The organism is Methanosarcina mazei S-6, from assembly GCF_000970205.1.
Classification (GTDB): domain Archaea; phylum Halobacteriota; class Methanosarcinia; order Methanosarcinales; family Methanosarcinaceae; genus Methanosarcina; species Methanosarcina mazei.
Genome location: NZ_CP009512.1, coordinates 2,692,680 through 2,714,759, shown reverse-complemented (window position 1 = coordinate 2,714,759; position 22,080 = coordinate 2,692,680). Strand labels below are relative to the sequence as shown.

Here is a 22,080-nt window from a genome sequence, read left to right as displayed (position 1 = left end):
GTAAAAAATCATAATTCTACAAAACCGCCTTTGAAATCCATGATACTATTGAAATTAAATCGCTCCCGTAATCATATATACAACAAAATCCAATAGTATGGACATTATGACCCCCACTAACAGGGAAAACCCTATTCATCCTAAGTTCATCGTAGGCATAGAACCGCCAGCCGGAAGGACCAAAAAGGCTCTCTGGTTCATTTTCCGGGGACGTGATATTCTTATTAAAACCCATAAAAACCCTGGAGCAATTCCCAGGCTGCTGGATATCAGGGAACTCGGGCTTCCTGTTATAAGGGAACAGTACCTTGGCGTACTTGAGGGGACAGACTGCTTTTCTATTGAACTTCCACAGGACGCTAAAGCTCCGGAAGGTATGGAGTTTGTTGACCTCAGGCAGGCATATTCCGAGATGAGTGAGGGGTGTTTTGAGCTTGTGAACAAAGCAGTTCAGGTAATGGAATGGGACAGGACAAACCAGTTCTGCAGCAGGTGCGGAACAAAGACCTCGCAGAAACCGGGAGAAAGAGGAAAGGAATGCCCTGAATGCGGAGAGCTTTTCTATCCCAGAATTTCGCCTGCTGTTATAGTGCTTATAAGAAAGGGCAGTAAAATCCTGCTTGCAAGGTCTCCCAACTTCCCTCCTGACATGTACAGCCTTATAGCAGGCTTTGTCGAGCCAGGCGAATCGGCTGAAGCGGCGGTTGAAAGGGAAATCTGGGAAGAGGTCGGTATCAAAGTAAAAAATGTAACTTACTTCGGGACACAGGCATGGCCTTTCCCAAATTCCCTGATGATCGGCTTTACCGCAGAATATGATTCAGGAGAGATTCGGCCAGACGGGTTTGAAATCGAGGACGCAAAATGGTTTTCAGTAAACGAACTGCCTGTGCTTCCGGGAAAGATCAGCATTTCAAGGAAACTGATTGATCATTTCCTCAAAGAAGAGGGGCTGGAAGTTTAAGGCGGATTCATATTTGATTCATAGTTTTATTCATCCTGTTGTGACTTCTTTCTATTTTTTATCTTTTTTTATTTTTTATCTTTTTTTCTGCGGAAGCATTTGCAGAGAGGATATCGGGCCTCCTGATATTACGGCAGTGGATTTTAGAACTATTGATTTGAAGTTTTTTCTGCAAAACTTTTCATTATATTTTAGAATCATAAAAGATAATAAATTGATATGATTATAAAACGAAATATAAATAAGTGAAATAAGATAACTGAACAATTTTACTTAAGGGCATAGAATAAAAGAAGTATATTACTACTGACAGAAAACGTAATGGAGTAAAAATATAGTGATCAAAAAGAATGCAAAGTTTATACCGCAAATTGTTATTTCAACTATTATTACAACTATAATTTTACTGGTATATTTTTATTTTGCACACGGTTTACCTGTTGCTCACGAACTGGAAAGAGCGAGTGTCGTATCTGTGCAAATTATGCAGGGAAACGAAACCATTACTCTCACTAATGATGAGGATATCGAGCAGGCTGTAAATATTGTACAAATTTTAAGTTTTCGATTTGGAGAAGCTAATGGCGGACTTGCAGATACGACATGCACATTTGATCTTGGAGATGGTTCAAAAATGGAAATAGGAGCAAATAATGATACCATTTTTAAGAATGGCAGGCAATACGTCGGCGTGAATGATTCATGTAAACTTTTTGGAAACTTAATGCAGGGTATTTTTTTCCCCGAAACAATGCCTTAAGCAGCCGGGCAGATCATTCCAGACTGGTTAGATTCTTGTAGAACAAAACCAGCGATTTTATTATCTCTGGTTGAACCCACCTGTCCCGTATGGAGCAGGCGAGAACCAGAAAATAAAACGCAACAGAGTAGAATGCAACAGAGTAGAATGCAACAGAGTAGAATGCAACAGAGTAGAATGCAACAGAGTAGAATGCAACAGAGTAGAAAGCAACAGAGTAAAATGTAATACAGCTGAAAAATTCACCCTCAAAATTCTAAAAACTTTAAGATTTTTTTCTCTTTTTCTCAGGTTCTGCAGGCTCGGTTAAAAAGAACCCAGATGATTCGAAATCTTTTACATCCATTTTGTGAGGTTCGGAAGAGATAGCAGGAATGATGAACCGGAAAAATTCACTGGTGTACTGCTCGTAGCTGAACCCCTCAGCCTCGATCACTATTTTCCATTTATTTTCCATTGACAGGATACCCATGAAGGAGATCATAAGGTACATCGAGGTCAGAAACGGATCGAGATCGGCCCGGATTGTACCGTCATAGATACCCTCCTTGATCGCATCCCGAAGGATCAGCCGGCAGGTACCGTACCCCTTTCCAATCTCTGCGGTACACGGGTTTTCTTTTGAAAAACGCTCAGAACCATAAAAATGGATCATACGAAGATAATCCGGGTATTCCTGTGAAAACTGATAATAGGCCTGGCCCATCAGGGCTACCTTGACAATTCCCGGAGCCTCTTTTTCCATGCACTCTGTGTATTTCTCCTTCAGGATCTCGATACCACGGAGTACGATAGTAGCGTAAAGTGCCTCCTTATTTTTAAAATATAGATAAATGGTAGCCTTATTCAGTTCAACCTCACGGGCGATGTCTTCCATGGAAACATCTTCATAATTTCGGGAAAAAAAGAGACGCTCGGCTGCATCGATGATCTCGGTTTTTCGCTGTTCTTTTTCTCGTTGTCTCCTATCTGCGATTCCCATAATTCCACTCCACTTAATCCGTATATTCGGGATATATTCATTAGATAAAAAATTCAGGTTCCTTCCGCTGGCTGTAGAGTGTATGGAGGCGCACTGATGCGTCCTTTACCAGTCCGGGTTTCATAGTTCTGGCACTTTGCGGGCAGTTTTTGATACACGCACAGCAGGTAATGCATTTTTCTATATCAATCAAGCGGGAATTTTCCGCATCAACAGCACCAACTGGACAAACCTCTGCACAGGTCCCGCACTGGGTACACTCATCACTGACCACGATAAAATCAACAGTCCACAATTTTGTAACTCCTCCATAAGGATAAGTGCCAGGCACATGCACATCGGAAACCTGAGAGATTGATGGAACGGATTGCAGTTTTTCACATATTTTCTGTCCAAATGCTTCTGCGTGATGTAAATCATCTTTATCTGGACGTCCCTCTGCTGTTGGCGTCTCGGAATTTGAGAATGAGTGTTCCCCGATATATGCTGCACAGGCAATGGGAATACACCCGCATTTCATTACAGTATTTTTTAGTTCGAGCAGTGCATCATCATACACACGGTTACCATAAACAACAACACAGACCGTCGGTGTATTACGAGCCTGGATTGCATTCAGCCATTCGTTTAATAATGCCGGCACTCTGCCCATATAAACGGGAACTCCTATAACAAGCAATTCATTTTCTGAGGTCACTAATGGTTGTTTTCTTGCATCCGGTCTGGTAATATCAATTAATTCCACGGTGCCCGGATTAATGCCATGAGCAATGCTCTGAACAACTGCCTTTGTTGTTCCGGTGGGTGAAAAATAGACTAATTTCACAGATTCTATTTCCATTTTATTTACTCCATCAGTTGTATAACTCCAGGATATAGTATAACTATAGGTGATTAAATAACTGTTGATTAGTAAATAACTATGGGTTAGTAAATAACTATGAATTAGTCTACAAGAATTTCTCAGGGAAAAATATCAGGTATCTGATGGAAGCTAAAATTTTGTTTGGGATGAATAAACAGAATTATTTATGGTATTAAATGTACCCATATACAATACGATTGAGAAGTTTGCACAACTAGCAATCGTAACGGCAGAAAATTAAAACGAACATTTTGCAAAAATATGGGAGTAACTGTTAAGATGTCTGCCTATTCAATATAAAATTATTTAAAAACCTATTATTAAAATGAAATCTTGATTTTAAAAATGAAAGCTGAAATAACTGAGGCAAGGGGAAAATATTAAGCTGTTTATGGAAATATGGAAGGAAAGGCATGGGAAATTCCAGTAATATCAATTATTCATAGTTATAGTAACTAGGTTTTTTAATAAGGGTTTGGTATTTCTCTGGATCTTTCTCTTCTAGTGATCTGCGAAGATTTTCATCAATTTTTGCCCCGTCTAATGATTTTACTTTAGAAAGCTGGTCAATGGACAAGTTGCGAGCTTTTCTAAGATCAGCTCCTTTAAGATCGGCATTGTCAAGACGAGCATTTTCAAAGTTAACTCCTGAAAGGTTAGCTCGGTCAAGGCTAGCTTCTTTAAGGTTAACTGCTTGAAGGTCAGCTCCTTCAAGATTGGCTTCAGTAAGATGAGCTTCTTCAAGATCGACCCCTAATAGTTTAGCTCCTCTAAGGTCGGCTTTATAAAGAAAAGCCCCTTTAAGATTAACTCCTAAAAGATCAGCCTTGCAAATTTTAGCATCTAATAGGTTAGCCTTTTCAAGATTTGCATGCCATAGTTTTGCATTTTCAAGATTAGTAGATCCAAGAATAGCTTCCTTTAAATCTGCATCCGATAGATCAGCTCCTTTTAGGTTAGCCTTGCCGAAGAAAGCTTTTTCAAGGAATGCACCACCCAGGTAAGCTCCCTCAAGATTAGCACCACCAAGTTGTGCCCCTTGAAGATGAGTTAATCTAAGTATGGCTCCGCGAAGATTGGCTCCATCAAGCATAGCTCCTTCAAGATGAGTTATTACAAGGATAGCTTTTTCAAGATTAGTTCCTTTAAGATTAGCTTTTTCGAGGTGAGCAGCTTCCAGTATAGTGTATTTTAAAATAGCCTCTTCAAGGTTAGCCTCTTCAAGATGAGCAAGTGTAAGATTAGCTCTTGAAAGATCAGCTTGCTCTAAGTGAGCTCCTCTTAGTTCAGCTGTATTAAGTTTAGCAAATTTAAGATTAGTCCCTCTAAGATAAGCGTCATTCAGGTGAGTTCCAAAAAGCATAGCCTTTTCAAGGTTAGCCCAACTTAGGTAAGCTCCTTCAAGATGTAGATCTGAAAGATCAGCTCCTCTGAGAAAAGTTTCTCTAAGGTCTAGATGTTTATCTTTTCCGTTAAAGAAAGATTTACGTTCTCCGATCACTTTAAGAGCTGCTTGAATATCTGTTGATATTATTCCATCCAGAATCCCACTTGTTGTAGTTTTGTTGGCTAGAATATCCATTGAAAAAGACTCGTATTTCGGATGTTTATTTTCTGAATGGTTGTAAATATTAGAGTTTATTCTAACATAATCTGTTAGAATTGTCATTATAGTCGAATAATCTTTCTTAGATTCTCTTGAAATTCTCCCGAGAGCATGTACTCCGCCTAATCTAATCTCTTGTGCTTGATTTCCGAGTTGGTCTACAGCCCGAGTAAATCTCTCCGTTATCTGCCCCTCCCTAGCAACGGTTAGATTTCCCCAAGCAACATAAGTTCCAATTAAGATAACAATGCCACCGAATATCTGACCTACAGTAGCAACTAATTGGACAGAGGTAGCACGATACTGATTTTCTAGAATGGCATTCTGCGTCATGTTAGTTAGATTATACTGAGATACTTTATCTATGGGATAATAGAATACTAAACTATACAAATAATTATAGACATATTTTAGAAAAAAAAGAGTAGCAAAAATAAAAATAACAAAAACAATCAGTGATAAAGGTCTTTTATATTTATTTATTTTGTAGTGACAGTTTTCAATAAATCTTTCTATATTTCTTTTCAAAATAGGCGTGTACCTTTTTATATTTTTATTATACTGAGTAAGATAAGATCTCACGCTTTCCAAAAATCTCACCATCTTTTTATATGAATTAGGAACTGTCTGGGAGTGAATTGTGAAACTCCTAGCTTTATTGGGAGAATTAACCTTTTAACAGAGCAGTTGATCTATTTGCATGTCCTGTGCTTGATACCATAAGAGACTGTATTTTTTGTTCCGCTTCTAGATCTCTTACAGGCACTCCATATGCCAAACATGTATTTGCACTTGAGACTATATATTGACCTGCAGAATTTGCATCGTTCATAGCTAATTCCCATTCGGTCTTTGCTTCCTGATACTTAGGAGATACTGTATACTGGCTACTTTCATCAAGAGCATTTTGAGTGTCATTGACAAGATCTTGACCATATTCTGCCAATAGTTTAAAATCCTGGGTATTTTGTGCAAGTGCGATATTATCAATGTCTGATTTTATTAGTGCTGAATATTTTTCACCATGCTCCATCCATGCAAGATCTTGATATTCAGGCTGTTCTGAGTTTACCTGTGTAGAAGTATTTTTTTCATTTCCTACTCCTGTACATCCAGCTGCAAGTATTGACGCTAGCAAAGTAAAGATAGCAATATAAGTATACTTCTTAAAGTCTGTTAAGTTAGATTTTTTCATACTAAACCCCTGCGATTTTTAAAAAATAAATCATCACTCTTTAATTTCTCTTCTGTTTCAGAGGATAGAGTATTTCATATTTTGATACATTCTTAAATGTCTGAAAGTTTTATAACATTCTGACAGATATATCTGCCGTTTTATGCTTCTGGAAATCGAAATAATTGTTTACATTTATTTCTTGAAAAATTAATTCTTATAAAAAAGAAGAGTTTGATTCAGAAAAATAAAATTATGAGGTAATAGAGCAAGAGGAAGATAAGAAAGACTTGCTCTTAATACCATGGAGATTTTTTTTCCTGTAAGAACATTATTTCAGAGTAAAGTCCTTGGTTTGATCTGTTTGGGTTCTCATTTAGAATAACATTTACGCATATTTCTCACACGGATTTCGGAAACAGAAAAAACAGGCTTATTCTTCCGGGCACACAAAGGAAATTTTCAAGGGGCTGCCACAAAAATAAACAAAATTTTAAAGTCAGTATATTTTATCGTGATGATCGTAATCTTCCAGGGTTACAGACCTTGATTCCTCATCAATAGAGAAGACTAATACAAAATGTTTATCGATATGCACTCTTTTTAAATGGTTCATCGGAGCTTTTAGATTTTTGTATCGATGTGGATTTTCCAGGATCTCATCTGCTTTAGCTAAAATAATTTCAAGTTGTTTTTTATTCTTTTTTGCTAGTTTTTCAAATTTACTATCAAGTTCCGATCTGATTTTTAAGAAATACATAAAATCAAAGGCCATATCGTTTCCTTAAATTTTCAACAGTGCCTACTTCTATAGCTTCCTGTTTTTCTATTTTCTTTAATTTTTCAATGTACTCAGGTTTTAACTCTGGCTCTAAAATCTCTTCTTCATACTCTTCAGCCATTTTATTAATAGCGGCACTTTTATCTTTTAAACCGTATTTGGCCTTGATAATATTCAAAATTCGATTAGTGCGCTCATCAATGTTTATTATCGCTTGAACCATGTATATCCAATATTAATAGAAGATTAATACCATATTAATATATATCGTTCTGCCCTGCCAGGATTTGATTTCCACTGGCTTTTTGAGTCCTGACCTCTATAATACCCAGAAAAACCGTTTAAGGAAATGGTAATTTTTGAGATCTACAGAAAAAAACAGGTAGTGAAACTAAAAAAGGAAATAATCGTAATGTAGATTCTATTGAACGAAGGCGTAAACATGGGAAACAGATACCATATAATAGATCTCGAAACCTGGAAAAGAAAAGAGTATTGTCAAATATACAGGACTGCGGTACAGCCTCAATATTGTGTGAGTTTTGAGCTTGATGTGACGAATTTTAAAAAGCACGTTAAAGAAAATAACTTATCATTTACAATGGCGTTTATATTTGCTGTTACGAAATGCGCAAATGAAATTGAGGAATTTCGGTATCGTTTTCTTGATGGTGAAGTTGTATTGTATGAATCGATTGATGCCTCACTTACATATCTTGATAAAGAAACAGAATTATTTAAGGTAGTAAATGTTCCCATGCAGGACACAATTGAGGAGTTTGTACAACTGGCAACCGTAACGGCAGAAAATCAAAAAGAGCATTTTACCGGACCTGTTGAAAACGATGTATATCAATTCTCTGCCCTGCCGTGGATAACGTTTACACATATTTCGCACACGGATTTCGGAAACAGGGAAAAAGCTCAACCCACATTTGACTGGGGAAAATATCATAAAAAAGAAGGCAAACTTATGATGCCTTTTGCAGTCCAGGTCCATCACGCATTTGTTGATGGTATTCACATTGGCAAACTTGCGGATAAGCTGCAGAGATACATGGATGAAGTGTAGATTACAAGCATGGTGGCAGGCATGATGGGAAATTAGAATGCTTTAAGGGAAAAATTCGGAAGCAGTAGCAGTTATTTTTCAGACAATTTTGATTCCCAGAACCCGCGCAGCAAGTTCTATTGCTTGCCCGGCATTGACTATAGCCCCTCTGAGTTCGTTGCGTGTATCGGATACTGTGATCCCGTCAATGATACAATCAGATAAATCAATACCTTTAAGTAAGGTTTTAAAGAAATCCGCTCCTGCGAAATTAACCGCTTTCAGCGTGGGCTTCTTTAACCGAATCTCGGATAAGAAGGCTTCCGTGAAATTGCAGTCGCGAATGGAGCAGTTTTCCATTAAGGAACTTGAAAAATCTGCGTACCGAAAGGAACCGTCCGCTAAAAAGGTTTCTTTCATATGGCTCTTGCTGAAGTTGCTGCCATCACCCTTGCATGTTAATATTCTGGAGCCTTTCCAGTAGCTTTCCATAAAAATGCAGTTTGCAAAATTGCAGTTATCAAACACCGAATTGTAAAAGCTGGCTTTTGAAAAATCACATTTGCTGAACTGGCATTGTATAAACTGTACCGATTCAAATTCTATCCTTGCAATATCGACGTCCGAAAGTATATCGCCTTCAAAGCGCATCCTTTCTATATAACTGTCATCAGATTGTGCGGCTATAATTCTGCTTTCCAACATGCTTCCATCTCCAGGTATTGAGGTTTTCAAATGATTATACTATTTAGGACTTACTCATTAGTCGGGACTTACTCACTAATAGGCCACACCTATACTTCTTCCGATTCTGTTTTTAATAAACTTCTTCTTTTTCATGCCTGACAAATAATGTTTATAATGTCGTACGAAAATTCTCAATCAAAATTTACATTTTTGAGTTTTGTATAGAAAGTCGGAATGATTAATAAGAGTGCGAGTTATGGGATATTATATAGAGAATTTTTCTATTAAATATTTTGAATGTTGTTGAGAAATTAATTGCTGAACAGTATTCAAAATCTAGAAGCAAGTAAGGGCTAATCCCCGCCATTTCAATGGTGGGATACAGCCCGTCAACTTCCTAACATAATAGCGTTAAATTAATATACACATGGTTACCATATGTATATACTAACATGGCAGGAAAAGAACATTGGATAAGTGCAAGAGGTTGTGTATATAACACAAATTACCATTTCGTATGGTCTACAAAATATAGAAGAAAAGTCCTTATTGGAAAAATAGCTGAAGATCTGAAAGAGCTTCACGAACAGATAGCAAAAGAAAAAGGTGTAACTCTTGTCACTCAAGAAGTAATGCCGGATCATGTGCATCTTTTCATTATCATGCATCCCAAGTTTGCACCTGCTGATATTGTGAAAATATTCAAAGGAATTACTGCAAAGAAACTCTTTGAAATGCATCCTGAAATAAAGAGCAGATTATGGAATGGTCATCTCTGGAATCCGTCTTATTATGTTGGAACATGTGGAGATACAACAAAAGAAACTGTAAAAATGTATATTGAAACTCAAAAGGTGAAATGAATGTTAAAAGTGCTTCGGTATAGAGTCTATCCTACAAAGGCTCAAAAAACAACTATGAATAATACTCTTGAGCTTTGTAGGTGGACATATAACGAGACACTTGCACTCAGGAAAGATGCATGGGAGTCAGAGCAAAAGAATATAGGGTACTATGATTCTAAGAAAATGATCCCTGAATGGAAAAAAGAAAAACCTGAATTGAAAACAGTTCATTCACAGGTATTACAGGAAGTAATCAAGAGAGTAGATCTTGCCTTTCAAGCCTTTTTCCGTAGAGTTAAAACAGGAGAGAAGGCAGGCTATCCTAGATTCAGAGGATACGGAAGGTATGATAGTTTTACCTATACTCAATCAGGCTTTTCTCTGGATTCTGATAGGTTAACACTATCAAAAATAGGTGATATTAAAATCAAATTACATAGACCAGTAGAAGGTGAAATTAAAAGACTCAATGTTCGTAAGATGCCTACAGGAAAATGGTTTGTTTCTTTTCTGGTTGAAACTGATACTCCTTTGGAATTACAAAAAACAGGATTATCAGTAGGTGTAGACGTAGGTATCAAGAGCTTCTTAACGCTTTCTGATGGTAATTATGTACCTAATCCTAGATTCTTTGTTACAGAAGAAAAGTTTCTGGCAAAAGTCCAAAGAAAACTCTCCAAACTTGAAAAAGGAACACCTGAAAGAGCAAAAGCCTTGAAAGCTGTTCAACGTGTTCACGAAAGAATCTCAAACAAGAGAGAGGATTTTGTACAGAAAGTAAGTCTTAATCTGGTCAGGAATTATGACCTGATTACTTTTGAAGATTTGAACATTAAAGGTATGATTAAAAACCACAAACTAGCAAAACACATAGCTGATGTTGCATGGAATAAGCTTGTAACTATCACGTCTTACAAGGCAGAATGGGCTGGTAAACGTGTAGAGCTTGTCAATCCATGTAATACATCACAAATGTGCTCTGGATGCGGTGAAATAGTTAAAAAAGAACTATCAGAGAGAATACACAGTTGTCCTTACTGTGGTCTTACTCTTGATAGAGATCACAATGCCGCTATTAACATTATGAGATTGGGATTACAATCTCTCCAGAATTCTGGTAGATGCCCGTCACTTCAGTGATGGGAGTAGTCACGGTTTGCAAACATGCCTGGACTTAAGTCCGGGGTATAGTGACTACAAATTAGAAGTGGTATTCTTGAAAGAAGTTAAGAAAAGAAGCAGGAATATTTTACTGATTATACTGGCATTTTTAATTTGTTCAGCTATTATTCTAATTGCTCTAACTTATCCGAATTACCATGATACGATGACGGAAGCAGAAGAGCAATTGCTTGCGGACAGTACTATTTTGAAAACAGAGTATGGGGATATTGAGTATACTGTAGAGGGAGAAGGAACTCCTATCTTATTGCTGCATGGCGCAGGAGGAGGTTATGATCAGGGACTCTGGGCGGGCAAAGTATTTTTCGGGGACGGGTATAAATTCATCTCGGTTTCACGATATGGCTATCTTTGGTCATCCATTCCGGATAATGCTTCAATTGAGTCACAGGCTGCTGCTTATAAAACTCTTCTGGACAATTTAAGCATAGACAAAGTAATTGTTGTTGGCGTATCAGCCGGAGGCCCTTCAGCCACTCAGTTTGCAAATGACTATCCTGACAGATGCTCAGCATTAATATTGATTTCTGCTGTAAGTATGGGCCCGGCACCAGGCGACCAGGATCCTTTTTATGTTAGTATTATTCACATTATCCAGCAATCTGATTATGCATACTGGCTCCTCACAAGATTTTTTCAACCTGCAGTTCTGGACCTGATGGGAATCCCAACACAGGTGTACGAAACATTTAACCCGGAACAGAAAGAACTGGCACAGGAAATGCTTGATATAATGCACCCAATGTCTCAAAGGTATAGAGGCACCGTAAACGATGAAAAAATGATTGAATTTTATACCGTACCCACAGACAACCTTGGTGCACCAGCATTAATTATCCACGCTAAAGATGATGCGCTGGTAAGTTACAAACATGCGGAAAATGCTCACAGTAAAATAAACAAGTCGCAGCTTGTTTTATATGATACTGGTGGCCATGGAATGTTATCTCAAATGAACGGGACTAGGGTGCTTGTGAAAGAATTTCTAAACGAATCCACCTATTAAACTGCATGGACCTGGACATTTAACTAACCCATTTCCAAAGGCTGTTAGGATTGGCAGGCTGAGATATGAGAAGATCTCCTTAAGTTGCACTATAGGGTTATCTCAGAAAGCCAGATGCAAACAAATATCGCAAAAGATTTTAATTTTGATGTGAAAGTGGAGTAATCTTATTTTCATTCATTGAAGAGGCGGCTTTATTTTAGAAGCGAGGAGAAAACGATAATGAACATTTCTATCAGAGTAGAAGAAGAAAAGGACTTCAAAATTGTAGAATACACGACAAGAGAAGCATTCTGGGATTTATACAAACCAGGATGTGATGAACATCTTGTACTGCATAAAATAAGAAAAGTACCTGCATTTGTAAAAGAACTGGATTTTGTTGCATGTGATGAGGATACAATCGTCGGCAATATTATTTATTCAAGAGCTAAGGTCCTGAATGAGGAAAATAAAGAATTCGAAGTTTTATGTATGGGCCCATTAACAGTATTGCCATCATATCAAAAGCAGGGGATCGGTTCTTTATTAATGAATTATTCTATCGAAAAAGCAAGACAGCTGGCATATAAGGGTGTAATTATTTTTGGAAATCCTGATTATTATCATCGTTTTGGTTTTGTCAATGCTAGAGAATATGATATCCGGACATCCTGGGGCGATAATTTTGATGCATTTATGGCATTGGAACTTTACGATGGTAGCTTGAGGGGCATTTCAGGAAAATTTTATGAGGACGAGGTTTTTAAAATAGAAAATGAGGAGCTGGAGGATTTTGAAAAGCAATTTCCCTACAAAGAGAAGCATGTTACGGACACTCAATTAAAACTATGAATAAAAGGGGACTTTGCCTTACATGTCGCGGTTTGATTGAAGGATAAGGAGTTTAGAATCCCACCCTCGCACTTATATTTTGTGTCGTCTATCTTATAATTTTTTCAGTGCGTCTTCTTCTCAGGGGTCACGATACCCGGACTGGTCCCTGGCAGGGCTATGCTGTCCCAAAGCCGGTCCGCTTCGAGCCTGTCTTCTTCGGTTAAGGGGGGCGCTTGACTGAAGATTAAACCCCCACTGGTCGCTATAAACCGCCGCCTTGAGTCATCTGGGTGCAGGTCTATGCCTTCTCCGTCCGGCTCTGCCATTCTAAGCCACATCTTATCCATTGCAGCCTGATATTCTTCGTAAGTCATGCCGTCCGGGTCTACCCATTTGGGGTCGAACCTTTGGAAGAACAATGAATGCTGGGTAATCACATCATCAAAATAGGCAAAAGTATAAAGGGAGAGTTCACCGTTATAAGCGATTACGAACTTTTAAGCAGTAAATTAATCTTAACTTTTCTGAAGTTGTGTTTATAGCTCTTAATTGTTTTTAATATATCTTAAATATATGAATATGAAAAAGCAATTAAGTAGCTTTTTCAGAAAAATCATGGAAAGTCTAACTATGAATAATTTTAAAAAACTAGGTCTCAGTAATGCTGTTTTGAAATCAATAGATGAACATGGCTTTGAAAGCCCTACAGCAATACAGGAAAAATCAATTCCCCTAATACTTGCTGGGGAAGATGTTATAGGCGGAGCCGCAACAGGTTCCGGAAAAACACTCTCATTTGCTTCCGGCATATTACAAAATTCCGAAAAAGGAAAAGGAATTCAGGCTTTGATCCTGACCCCTACAAGAGAACTGGCGGAGCAGGTAGCAAATTCTTTAAGGAAATTCTCAAAATACGACCCGTTAAATATCGCATCTATCTATGGCGGTGTAGGGATCAATACACAAATTAAAGAATTAAAAAATGCCGAGGTTGTTGTGGGAACACCCGGTAGGCTACTCGATCATATCAGCAGAAATACCATCAAACTCAATAATGTGAAAACCCTTGTCCTTGATGAGGCAGACCATATGTTTGATATGGGATTCAAAGTGGATGTAGAAAAAATTATCAAGGAATGTCCTCAAAACAGGCAGACCCTTTTGTTCTCTGCGACCATTACAAAAGATATTGTCCAGCTTTCCCGCAAGTACATGAAAAATCCGGTTCGAGTATCAACAGAGTCTTATATCGACCCGCAAAAATTGAATCAGGTCGTTTATAAAGTACAGGATGACATGAAATTATCTCTGCTCGTGTACCTTCTACAAAATGAGAAGTCAAACCTCGGGATGGTTTTCTGCAACACAAAAAGAAACACTGACAAAGTCGCAAAAAACCTGAGAAAATCAAGTATCAATGCCGTGGCAATTCATGGCGGACTGACACAGAACGAACGAACTCGCATAATGGAAAAATTTCATTCCGGGAACATAGGTGTCCTTGTATGCACAGATGTAGCCGGAAGAGGACTTGATATACAGGGTGTTTCCCATGTTTACAATTATGATATTCCCAGGGAGAGTAAACAGTATATTCACAGGATTGGAAGAACCGCACGAGCAGGAACAGAAGGAAAAGCGATAAATATCCTTTCCAAAAATGACCACGCTAATTTCATGAGTGTGCTGAAAGACAATGATGTGGATATTAAGGAACAGGCACTACCTGCTCTGAAGAAGATTGTAATTGAAAGACCGGAAATAAGGTTGCCAAAGCCGGTAAATAGGATGGACAACCCCTCCAGAAAACGTCATAAACCCAGGCACAAAAACTATTAAACACCGTTCGTCTGTGCATTGCATTATAACTAACCATTGATCGATTGGCATCGGCAGGAGCAATGGACTGCTCCTGCAAAAACCCGGGCACGAGAATAAGAACGACAGCCAGTTCGTGCCGCTACGATGTCAAAATGCACCCTTCCGATGCCTTCGGACCAACGGGCAGAGGTCGTTGACTGCGGGGTGGGAAATTTATGCTAAAATCAAATTGTGTGCGGCTACTCCAACCTGAACAGGCTGCCCGACAATTACCTCCAGTAATAACTGCATTCCTTCTTCCCCAATTTAAAAGCCTTAAATGCCTTTTTTACTATTTAGCATGAAAGTACTTGAAAGAATTTTCATATTTTTGTGCCTGTAATTCGAAGAGTTCCATGTTTGTTTTTTTAGAGTTATGTCTTCTGTAATAATTGGGTTTCATAGTAAAGCCTGTAAATAAAGCATTGAAATTACAAGATGAAGCTACCCTGAAAAATAACGGGATTAGTACTGGACAAAGATATCTCAATAAATGTTAACCAGAGCTAATATAAGGTTTAAATTGTATTCATAGTAAGGTTAAATTGTAAAAACATTTGCCTTTACAGGGGAATAGGTTTTAAGGTTTTATCAGGTCTGCGAGGAAGAAATAGTTTACATGCTTAAATTCTGATGAAAGTGATTTTTTTCCAGTGGACTTGATAGTGTCTTAATGTGAACACAAAAAAGTTACGTGAGAGTATAGTTGAGGGTATTTTATGAAAGGCGACAACTGTAAAAATCCTATGGATAAAAATCAATTAGGTGAGCCGCTTCCAAGCAGAAATCAAACAGTGGGAGACACTCCTGAATTAACTACAGTAGCAGGAGCTCCGGTGGAAAGCAACCAGGACAGCATGACAAGCGGTAGACGCGGTCCCCTTATGCTTCAGGATATCTGGTTTTTGGAAAAACTGGCACATTTTGACAGAGAAGTAATTCCGGAGCGCAGAATGCATGCAAAAGGCTCGGGAGCATTTGGGACGTTTACCGTAACTCATGATATAACCAGTTACACCAAAGCAGCCATATTTTCTGAAATAGGAAAGCAAACCAAAATGTTTGCACGCTTTTCTACCGTAGCTGGTGAGCGTGGAGCGGCTGATGCAGAGCGTGATATTCGTGGTTTTGCTTTGAAGTTTTACACTGAAGAAGGCAACTGGGACATGGTAGGGAACAACACGCCTGTGTTCTTTTTCCGAGACCCTCTTAAGTTTCCTGACCTGAACCACGCTGTTAAACGTGACCCGCGTACCAATATGCGCAGCCCAAATACTAACTGGGACTTCTGGACATCTTTACCCGAAGCCCTGCTGCAGGTAACTATTATCATGGGTGACCGTGGACTACCTTCTTCATTCAGGCACATGCATGGATTTAGCAGTCATGCTTACAGTTTGATAAACAAAAATAATGAGCGTGTATGGGTAAGGTTCCACTTCAGGTCACAGCAGGGTATAAGAAACCTCACAGACCAGGAAGCTGCAATAGTTGTCGGAATGGACCGTGAAAGCCATCAAAGAGACCTCTACGAAGCCATTGAAAAAGGCATGTTCCCAAAATGGAAAATGTATATCCAGGTTATGACAGAGGAACAGGCAAATTCTATGAAGAATAACCCATTTGACCTGACTAAAATGTGGCATAAAAAGGATTTTCCACTGATACCGGTTGGTGAATTTGAGTTAAACAAAAATCCTGAAAACTATTTTGCAGACGTGGAACAGGCTGCTTTTTCGCCAGCTAACGTAGTCCCGGGAATTAGTTTTTCCCCGGACCGCATGTTGCAGGGGCGTTTGTTCTCTTATGGGGATGCACACAGGTATAGATTGGGTGTAAACCACCATCAGATACCTGTGAATTCTCCCCAGGGCGTTAAAAACTATCACAGCTTCCATAGGGACGGACAGATGAGAGTTGATGGCAATAGAGGAAGCCAGCTGCATTATGAACCCAATAGCTATGGAAACTGGAAAGACCAGCCTCAATATGCACTTCCGGTTGAAAAAACAGGTTCAACAGACATCCTGAGATATGATTTCAGAGAAGATGACAGTGATTATTACACTCAGCCAGGCGAGTTATTCAGAGCTATGACTCCTGATCAGCAGCAGGTTCTGTTTGAAAATACCGCCAGAAATATGGGCGATTCCACCCTCCAGATCAAGCACAGGCATATTTACAATTGCTATCAGGCAGACCCTAAATATGGTGAAGGTGTTGCAAAAGCACTGGAGATAGATATCTCAACCGTTGATTTAAACTTGCCAGCGCGTACTTCAAGAGAAGCCAATTACGAGGCAAACAATAAGCATCCCGAATTAAATCAACCGACAATGAAAAAAGATTCGTGCAGGGAAATTGATACTAACGGTGATCCCTACATTGAACCCGAAAATGATCCCTGGCTTTTGTAACTATTGAATAGTGAAATGTTGTATCAGCGGTACTATCAGGTCTAAGAGGGATAGACAAATTTACAGGCTCGAATGGAGCTGAAATAATTCCTGGCTCTCATAAACCTGATAATTCCTTTTTTTAATGCTTTTGAAGTAATCCGTTCTTTAAACAGATACGGCTTTGTGGAAATCTACAGAGCCCTTATTCATTGGCATGAAAGTAAGTTACTATTTATTACAACGGGAGCGCAGAGGGTCACGAATACCCCTTCCTTTAGGTAGGGGATGAAGTGAACCCTCGCCTCTTCGTTTTTCTCTTTAAATCTCTAAATCATAGCTTCCTTGTATAATAATCGTAAATCGGACCGGAAACCGAGGCAAATTTCAATCACTTATGTTCATGAAACCTTGTTAGAGGATGCTTAATTATCTGTCCCCGAGTAACCGGGCGGGCGGCCCGAAGCATACCCCATCCTTTAGGGTGGGGTGGCCGCCCGCAGTTTGATTTTTCACATACTCTCTTTCCTTTTTTCCCTGAAATAAAGCCCCTAAAGCAATTCCAATAACAGGTCCAAAAGCAACTCCCAGGGCTATATTGTTCATTAAAGCTCCAAATATCAAACCTAATGACATGCCAATTGCAAGTCCTGAACCCATTGCATCTTCTTTTACGTTCTCTTTATCTTTTCCATTCATTCTTACTCTTTCTTTTATTCCTCTGTATTTCTATAAAAAGAGTTTGAAACAGAGTACTCGGGTTTAGGATGGGGATTTTTGTCTGCTGGTGAAATATTGAAATTTATCTTCAGTAGGAGTTTCTACACTCGGTAAAAAAGAAATTCTCGGGTAAAATCCAGCCGATAACATCTAAATATCAAAATATTTATCAATTTAATCGGATACTTCCATCTTATGAATAATCATAGTGAAACGGAAGGTTCAGGTCACAATTCAGTCCACAGTGACACCGATAATATTCCAGGCTGGAATGAAGAACTTGAGCTGGCTTTTTCCTTCTACAAAGGCCCCTACGTTCCCGGAAGGGTCACATCAAGGCACAAAACAGTCTGCGAAGTCCTTGCCCCTGGGGCTGTCATACAGGCAGGAATTTCCGGTGCACTCCAAAAAATCGGAAAGCAGCCTGTTGTAGGGGATTTTGTTGTTTTGCTCGACCAGCCCGAGACTGGTTCGCGTATGATTGTGAATATCCTGCCCAGAAGGACCTGCCTTTCAAGAGGAGCAGCAGGAGATGGGGGCGGAGAGCAGGTAATTGCTGCAAATATTGATACAATTTTCATTGTGACTGCCACGGGGAAGGATCTCAACCTTCGAAGGCTTGAGAGATATCTTGCCATTGTGTATTCTTCCGGGGCAAGACCTGTGATTCTGCTTAACAAAATTGACCTTGAGGACAATCCAATCCGGCTGGTAGAAAAAATCCAATCTATTGCAGGAAACGTGCCGGTTATTCCGTTAAGTGCCCTCTCAAAAACAGGGCTGGAGGCACTAAGTCCTCACCTCAATCCGGGTGAAACAGTTGCACTTGTAGGCTCTTCTGGTGTCGGAAAATCCACACTTATCAACTCTCTTCTTGGTGAAACCGTCCAGAGAACCGGGGGTATCAGGGAAGACGATGAAAAAGGCAGGCACACAACCACAGTCCGCCAGATGTTTCTTCTTCCGAATGGAGCAGTCCTTATAGACAACCCCGGGATCAGGGAAATCCAGCTCGGGGATTCTGCCGAAGGGATTGAGAAAGCTTTTTCCGAAATCGTTGATGCAGCCAGCAATTGTAAGTTTAAAGACTGCACCCACCGGGACGAGCCGGGCTGTGCCGTACTGAAAGCTGTTAAGGATGGGATTATTCCTGAGGAACGGCTTGCCAGCTATCACAGGTTAACTGACGAACTTGCGTTTCAGTCAAGAAAGTCAGAAATCGGGTTGAAGAGGCTTGAAAAGGAAAGGTTCAAGAAAATAGCAGTGGACATTAAAAAATATAAGAAATCCACCGGGAAGCTGTAAGATAGGGTTTATTTTTAAGAATGCAAGCATTATCAGGGTTTTATCAATCGTTTTCGACCTGGGAGGAAACTGGGAGGAGTAGTTTACATTGAACCCTCCCTGACTTACAATTACCCTGACCTACAATTATTATATGAAAAAACCTATGCTATTTCTATGTCAAGGAAGCTACAGGATTCTGCTTTTCGTTTATTGAAGAAAGCAGCCTACGATATAGATCATGATAGATATAAAAAAGCCTTTGAAAACCTTGATAAGGTTGAAAAGATCGAAAAGGAAGTGAATAACCCTGAGATTTCATATCATCTTCTGTTTTTTAAAGGTTTTGCAAAATACAGGATTGATGAACTCGAAGAGTCGCTTGCACTTTTCGGAAAGGCGCTGGAAATTAGCTGGGACCTTTTTTCAAAAGAACCGGAAAAAGAAGATTACCGGTCTTTTATGCGAGACACGATTGGAAGTATTGGAGATATCCTTCTGAAGCTTGAAGATCCCGTTAAAGCAAGAGAGTATATCTCTCCGATGAAAGGGATTTTTGAAAAAACGGTTCTGGGTTTTGAGAAGTTATTGGAGTCAGATCCCGAAAATCCGGAGTACCTGGAAGATTTCCTGAAAACGATCGAACACATAGGGCTCTGTTTTGAAGCCGGAGAATTGACCGGAGACGCAGTTCCACTTTTTGATAAAAAATTCGATCTCATTGAGAAATTGCTCAAAAGTGAAACTGAAATATCCGAACACCTCAGCAGCCTTGATGATTCTCTCATGAATTTTGGAAGGATGTGTGAGGGAGAGGAATATTTAGAAGAGGAATATATAGAAGAGGCAAAGCGCGTTTATGATCGGGCAATAGAGATTTACGGAAAAGTCCTCGATAAAGACCCTGAAAACTCTGAAACCAAAGTTTACCTGAGTTACATATACCGTTACCTGGCAGGTATATATTCGGACCAGGAAAATCTCGTAAAGGCAGAGGAGTGCTATAAGGAGGCATTGAACCTGCTTGAGAGCGAAATCAAAGAAGAGCCTGAAAATATTCCGGTTTCTGAAAATATTGAAGTTTCCGAAAACATTTCAGTTCCCAGAAATATTCTTTTTTCTATGGCCATTGCAGATATGTACAAAGATTCAGGCTTAATATTTTCAGACACGGAAGACACTACAAAAGCCAGGGACTACTATACGAAGGCGAGGGAAACTTTCCGGGGACTGATTGATAAATACCCGGATCTGCTTGGAGCCGATAAAAACCTTGCCATCTCTTTAGATGAACTGGCAGAGCTGTTTTCAGAGATTGGAGACTTCGAAAGTGCAGAAATGTGCTATAAGGACGAACTGCATATCTATGAAAATCTGCTGCAAAAAGAACCTGAAAACCCTGAAAATCCTGAATATTCTCTTAAGCTTTCCGACATCTACCGGGAGCTTGGTGACCTTTTTGCGGAAGAGGAAGAAATTGAAAAAGCAAGGGCTTATTATGATAAAGAAATCGAAATTTACGAAAATCTTCACCCAGCAGAAGCCGATAAACTCATGTTAGAAGCTAATAAAGCCGATACCTGGAACCAGATTGGAAGGCTGTATGCAGAAGAGGAGCCTGAAACTGCAGTGCAATATCACGAAAGGGCTCTCCCAATATTTCTGGAAGCCTTCGAATCTGACCCCACGAGTGAATTTTTCCATGAGGAGCTGCTCGAAACCCTGACAGTCCTGGGTACGCTGTTCAAAGAGAACCGGGAATTCGAAAAAGCAATCCGGATGTATGAAAGGGTTCTGGAAGTACAGAAACAGCTCCTTGAGATAATGCCTCCTGCGAGTTGCCATGATCATGACCACGACCATAATCTGAACCACAGCCATAATCTGAACCACAGCCATAATCTGAACCATACCCATGATCTAAACCACGACCACGATCTAAACCACGATCTGGATCATGATCATGAAATGGACCATGATCATGCTCTGGAACACTGTCATGATCTGGATATAGAAACTACATACTTTGAACTTGGAGTGCTGCATTCCGAAATTGGAGACGAAGAAAAAGCCAGTGTCTACCACAGGCAGGCTCTTGAAAGATTTGAACAAATAATTGCTGAACAGTCCGGGAACCCGGAAATCTTAATCCTTACATCAGGTAAAGCATTCTTCTCAGGAATGTCCCTCCTTGAAAAATTGGAGTCTGAAAATAAAGACTCAAGCATTGCCAGGAAATACTATGAGCTTGCACTCCGAACAATTGAAAAATTATATGAAGCTTACCCGATGAACCTGAAGCTTCAGGAGATGCTTGCCAGTTTTGCCGAACAAATCGGGGACATATACAGGGATGCCGATAAACTGGAAGAAACAATCCAGGAATACGAATATGCATACAGAAGCCTCAAAATCCTGTATGAAAACGACCCTGAAAACCCAAAGCACCTCCATCATATGCTTGGAGCCCTGAATAATATCGGGATCGGATATTCGGTTACGGATCAGCAGGAAAAAGGAAAAGAGTGCTTTGAAAAAGCCCTTGCCCTTAACGAAAGCCTGGCAAAATCCAATCCGGAAGACCTTAATCCCCTGAGAAGAAATTTTTTACTTTTCAGCAACTACGCAAATCTCCTTGAAGAGCTGGGGGACTCCAAAACTGCAAAGGAATACCGTAAAAAAGCTGAAGAGCTCGACGCAAAACTGACTGAAGAAGACCCTGAATGGACTTCCTTAGTCGAAGAGCTATGATCTCGAAACAATAGAAATCTGAGGGCACTCGATGCCCCATCCAACTTTTTACCAGCCTCTGAAAGAGCCCGGCTGAGCTGTCCTGAAAGCGGTTGAGGACGGGCTTATTCCTGAGGAACGGCTTGCCAGCTACCACAGGTTAACTGAAGAACTCATTTTACCGTCAAAAAAGCCAAAATCGGGCTTAAACGGCTTGAAAAGGAAAGATACAGGGAAATAGCAGTGGATATTAAAAAATATAATAAATTGAGAGGAAAGCTGTCAGGCGGCCTATTCTATTTTTGAATAATGAAGGCTCACTTTATACTCGTCCTATTTTTTCTGAGTTTCAGGTTATTTAAAGAGTACTT

General features: G+C 39.5%; 20 protein-coding genes. 11 read left to right on the top strand and 9 right to left on the bottom strand.

Annotated elements, in window-relative coordinates; genetic code table 11:
• Positions 1 to 97 precede the first annotated feature (97 nt).
• Positions 98 to 964, top strand: a complete 867-nt coding sequence (gene nudC / locus MSMAS_RS11575; protein WP_230633251.1) for an NAD(+) diphosphatase — start codon at positions 98 to 100, stop codon at positions 962 to 964.
• A gap of 337 nt (positions 965 to 1,301) precedes the next feature.
• Positions 1,302 to 1,724 (top strand): hypothetical protein, encoded by a 423-nt coding sequence (locus MSMAS_RS11570; protein ID WP_048038167.1) that lies wholly within the window; start codon positions 1,302 to 1,304, stop codon positions 1,722 to 1,724.
• Positions 1,725 to 1,989: 265 nt separating this feature from the next.
• Here MSMAS_RS11570 and MSMAS_RS11560 read toward each other — a convergent pair whose 3' ends face one another.
• From MSMAS_RS11560 to MSMAS_RS11535, 6 genes are all read right to left on the bottom strand, one after another.
• A complete protein-coding gene (locus MSMAS_RS11560) occupies positions 1,990 to 2,706 on the bottom strand; it encodes a TetR/AcrR family transcriptional regulator (RefSeq protein WP_048046573.1) in 717 nt (238 codons plus the stop codon).
• Between the two features lie 40 nt (positions 2,707 to 2,746).
• Complete coding sequence (locus MSMAS_RS11555; RefSeq protein WP_048046572.1) at positions 2,747 to 3,547, bottom strand: EFR1 family ferrodoxin; 801 nt, start codon at positions 3,545 to 3,547, stop codon at positions 2,747 to 2,749.
• A gap of 460 nt (positions 3,548 to 4,007) precedes the next feature.
• Positions 4,008 to 5,759: a pentapeptide repeat-containing protein gene (locus MSMAS_RS11550; RefSeq protein WP_230633372.1), complete on the bottom strand. Its 1,752-nt coding sequence runs from the start codon at positions 5,757 to 5,759 to the stop codon at positions 4,008 to 4,010.
• A gap of 85 nt (positions 5,760 to 5,844) precedes the next feature.
• Positions 5,845 to 6,372 carry a hypothetical protein gene (locus MSMAS_RS11545; RefSeq protein ID WP_052728068.1) on the bottom strand — a complete coding sequence of 176 codons (528 nt, stop codon included), beginning with the start codon at positions 6,370 to 6,372 and terminating at the stop codon, positions 5,845 to 5,847.
• Between the two features lie 478 nt (positions 6,373 to 6,850).
• Positions 6,851 to 7,126, bottom strand: coding sequence for a type II toxin-antitoxin system RelE family toxin (locus MSMAS_RS11540; RefSeq protein WP_226987603.1), 276 nt, complete (start codon positions 7,124 to 7,126; stop codon positions 6,851 to 6,853).
• The gene (locus tag MSMAS_RS11535) at positions 7,116 to 7,355 is read right to left on the bottom strand and encodes a DUF2683 family protein (RefSeq protein ID WP_011034466.1); all 240 of its coding nucleotides are present in this window, start codon (positions 7,353 to 7,355) and stop codon (positions 7,116 to 7,118) included. Before MSMAS_RS11535 ends, MSMAS_RS11540 begins: the two co-directional genes overlap by 11 nt.
• Positions 7,356 to 7,574: 219 nt before the next feature.
• Between MSMAS_RS11535 and MSMAS_RS11530 the strand changes: the two genes are divergently transcribed.
• The gene (locus MSMAS_RS11530; RefSeq protein ID WP_011034467.1) at positions 7,575 to 8,204 is read left to right on the top strand and encodes a CatA-like O-acetyltransferase; all 630 of its coding nucleotides are present in this window, start codon (positions 7,575 to 7,577) and stop codon (positions 8,202 to 8,204) included.
• Between the two features lie 78 nt (positions 8,205 to 8,282).
• Here the strand turns inward: MSMAS_RS11530 and MSMAS_RS11525 are convergent, their stop codons facing one another.
• Positions 8,283 to 8,888 carry a pentapeptide repeat-containing protein gene (locus MSMAS_RS11525; RefSeq protein WP_048041152.1) on the bottom strand — a complete coding sequence of 202 codons (606 nt, stop codon included), beginning with the start codon at positions 8,886 to 8,888 and terminating at the stop codon, positions 8,283 to 8,285.
• A 434-nt stretch (positions 8,889 to 9,322) separates the two neighbouring features.
• On the opposite strand from MSMAS_RS11525, the gene tnpA reads away from it, so the two are divergent.
• The 4 genes from tnpA to MSMAS_RS11505 all read left to right on the top strand — a co-directional run bounded on the left by tnpA (position 9,323) and on the right by MSMAS_RS11505 (position 12,737).
• Complete coding sequence (gene tnpA / locus MSMAS_RS11520; protein WP_015412052.1) at positions 9,323 to 9,733, top strand: IS200/IS605-like element ISMma22 family transposase; 411 nt, start codon at positions 9,323 to 9,325, stop codon at positions 9,731 to 9,733.
• Positions 9,734 to 10,855: an RNA-guided endonuclease InsQ/TnpB family protein gene (locus MSMAS_RS11515; protein ID WP_011033672.1), complete on the top strand. Its 1,122-nt coding sequence runs from the start codon at positions 9,734 to 9,736 to the stop codon at positions 10,853 to 10,855.
• 76 nt (positions 10,856 to 10,931) lie between these two features.
• Entirely contained in the window at positions 10,932 to 11,903 is a 972-nt protein-coding gene (locus MSMAS_RS11510) for an alpha/beta fold hydrolase (protein ID WP_048037043.1), read from the top strand.
• A 222-nt stretch (positions 11,904 to 12,125) separates the two neighbouring features.
• Positions 12,126 to 12,737 carry a GNAT family N-acetyltransferase gene (locus tag MSMAS_RS11505; RefSeq protein ID WP_048037045.1) on the top strand — a complete coding sequence of 204 codons (612 nt, stop codon included), beginning with the start codon at positions 12,126 to 12,128 and terminating at the stop codon, positions 12,735 to 12,737.
• A gap of 104 nt (positions 12,738 to 12,841) precedes the next feature.
• Here MSMAS_RS11505 and MSMAS_RS11500 read toward each other — a convergent pair whose 3' ends face one another.
• Positions 12,842 to 13,093: a hypothetical protein gene (locus tag MSMAS_RS11500; protein ID WP_048037046.1), complete on the bottom strand. Its 252-nt coding sequence runs from the start codon at positions 13,091 to 13,093 to the stop codon at positions 12,842 to 12,844.
• A gap of 295 nt (positions 13,094 to 13,388) precedes the next feature.
• Here MSMAS_RS11500 and MSMAS_RS11495 point away from each other — a divergent pair, with 295 nt between their 5' ends.
• Both MSMAS_RS11495 and MSMAS_RS11490 read left to right on the top strand, forming a co-directional pair.
• A complete protein-coding gene (locus MSMAS_RS11495) occupies positions 13,389 to 14,558 on the top strand; it encodes a DEAD/DEAH box helicase (protein WP_015412623.1) in 1,170 nt (389 codons plus the stop codon).
• A gap of 740 nt (positions 14,559 to 15,298) precedes the next feature.
• Complete coding sequence (locus tag MSMAS_RS11490; protein ID WP_048046570.1) at positions 15,299 to 16,996, top strand: catalase; 1,698 nt, start codon at positions 15,299 to 15,301, stop codon at positions 16,994 to 16,996.
• Between the two features lie 408 nt (positions 16,997 to 17,404).
• On the opposite strand, the gene MSMAS_RS11485 is transcribed toward MSMAS_RS11490, so the two are convergent.
• The gene (locus MSMAS_RS11485; RefSeq protein WP_048046569.1) at positions 17,405 to 17,674 is read right to left on the bottom strand and encodes a hypothetical protein; all 270 of its coding nucleotides are present in this window, start codon (positions 17,672 to 17,674) and stop codon (positions 17,405 to 17,407) included.
• A gap of 216 nt (positions 17,675 to 17,890) precedes the next feature.
• On the opposite strand from MSMAS_RS11485, the gene rsgA reads away from it, so the two are divergent.
• The gene (gene rsgA / locus MSMAS_RS11480; RefSeq protein ID WP_048046568.1) at positions 17,891 to 19,000 is read left to right on the top strand and encodes a ribosome small subunit-dependent GTPase A; all 1,110 of its coding nucleotides are present in this window, start codon (positions 17,891 to 17,893) and stop codon (positions 18,998 to 19,000) included.
• 156 nt (positions 19,001 to 19,156) lie between these two features.
• On the top strand, positions 19,157 to 21,730 hold the full coding sequence (locus MSMAS_RS11475) for a tetratricopeptide repeat protein (protein ID WP_155395372.1): 2,574 nt from the start codon (positions 19,157 to 19,159) through the stop codon (positions 21,728 to 21,730).
• Positions 21,731 to 22,080: the final 350 nt, after the last annotated feature.

What these genes read in the sequence shown, in the direction of transcription:
- MSMAS_RS11545 (WP_052728068.1), bottom strand. Translation starts at nt 6,372, where the DNA reads ATGAAAAAATCTAACTTAACAGACTTTAAGAAGTATACTTATATTGCT.
- MSMAS_RS11555 (WP_048046572.1), bottom strand. Translation starts at nt 3,547, where the DNA reads ATGGAAATAGAATCTGTGAAATTAGTCTATTTTTCACCCACCGGAACA.
- MSMAS_RS11525 (WP_048041152.1), bottom strand. Translation starts at nt 8,888, where the DNA reads ATGTTGGAAAGCAGAATTATAGCCGCACAATCTGATGACAGTTATATA.
- MSMAS_RS11535 (WP_011034466.1), bottom strand. Translation starts at nt 7,355, where the DNA reads ATGGTTCAAGCGATAATAAACATTGATGAGCGCACTAATCGAATTTTG.
- tnpA (WP_015412052.1), top strand. Translation starts at nt 9,323, where the DNA reads ATGGCAGGAAAAGAACATTGGATAAGTGCAAGAGGTTGTGTATATAAC.
- MSMAS_RS11490 (WP_048046570.1), top strand. Translation starts at nt 15,299, where the DNA reads ATGAAAGGCGACAACTGTAAAAATCCTATGGATAAAAATCAATTAGGT.
- MSMAS_RS11540 (WP_226987603.1), bottom strand. Translation starts at nt 7,126, where the DNA reads ATGGCCTTTGATTTTATGTATTTCTTAAAAATCAGATCGGAACTTGAT.
- rsgA (WP_048046568.1), top strand. Translation starts at nt 17,891, where the DNA reads ATGAATAATCATAGTGAAACGGAAGGTTCAGGTCACAATTCAGTCCAC.
- MSMAS_RS11505 (WP_048037045.1), top strand. Translation starts at nt 12,126, where the DNA reads ATGAACATTTCTATCAGAGTAGAAGAAGAAAAGGACTTCAAAATTGTA.
- nudC (WP_230633251.1), top strand. Translation starts at nt 98, where the DNA reads ATGGACATTATGACCCCCACTAACAGGGAAAACCCTATTCATCCTAAG.
- MSMAS_RS11560 (WP_048046573.1), bottom strand. Translation starts at nt 2,706, where the DNA reads ATGGGAATCGCAGATAGGAGACAACGAGAAAAAGAACAGCGAAAAACC.
- MSMAS_RS11485 (WP_048046569.1), bottom strand. Translation starts at nt 17,674, where the DNA reads ATGAATGGAAAAGATAAAGAGAACGTAAAAGAAGATGCAATGGGTTCA.
- MSMAS_RS11515 (WP_011033672.1), top strand. Translation starts at nt 9,734, where the DNA reads ATGTTAAAAGTGCTTCGGTATAGAGTCTATCCTACAAAGGCTCAAAAA.
- MSMAS_RS11475 (WP_155395372.1), top strand. Translation starts at nt 19,157, where the DNA reads ATGTCAAGGAAGCTACAGGATTCTGCTTTTCGTTTATTGAAGAAAGCA.
- MSMAS_RS11500 (WP_048037046.1), bottom strand. Translation starts at nt 13,093, where the DNA reads ATGACTTACGAAGAATATCAGGCTGCAATGGATAAGATGTGGCTTAGA.
- MSMAS_RS11530 (WP_011034467.1), top strand. Translation starts at nt 7,575, where the DNA reads ATGGGAAACAGATACCATATAATAGATCTCGAAACCTGGAAAAGAAAA.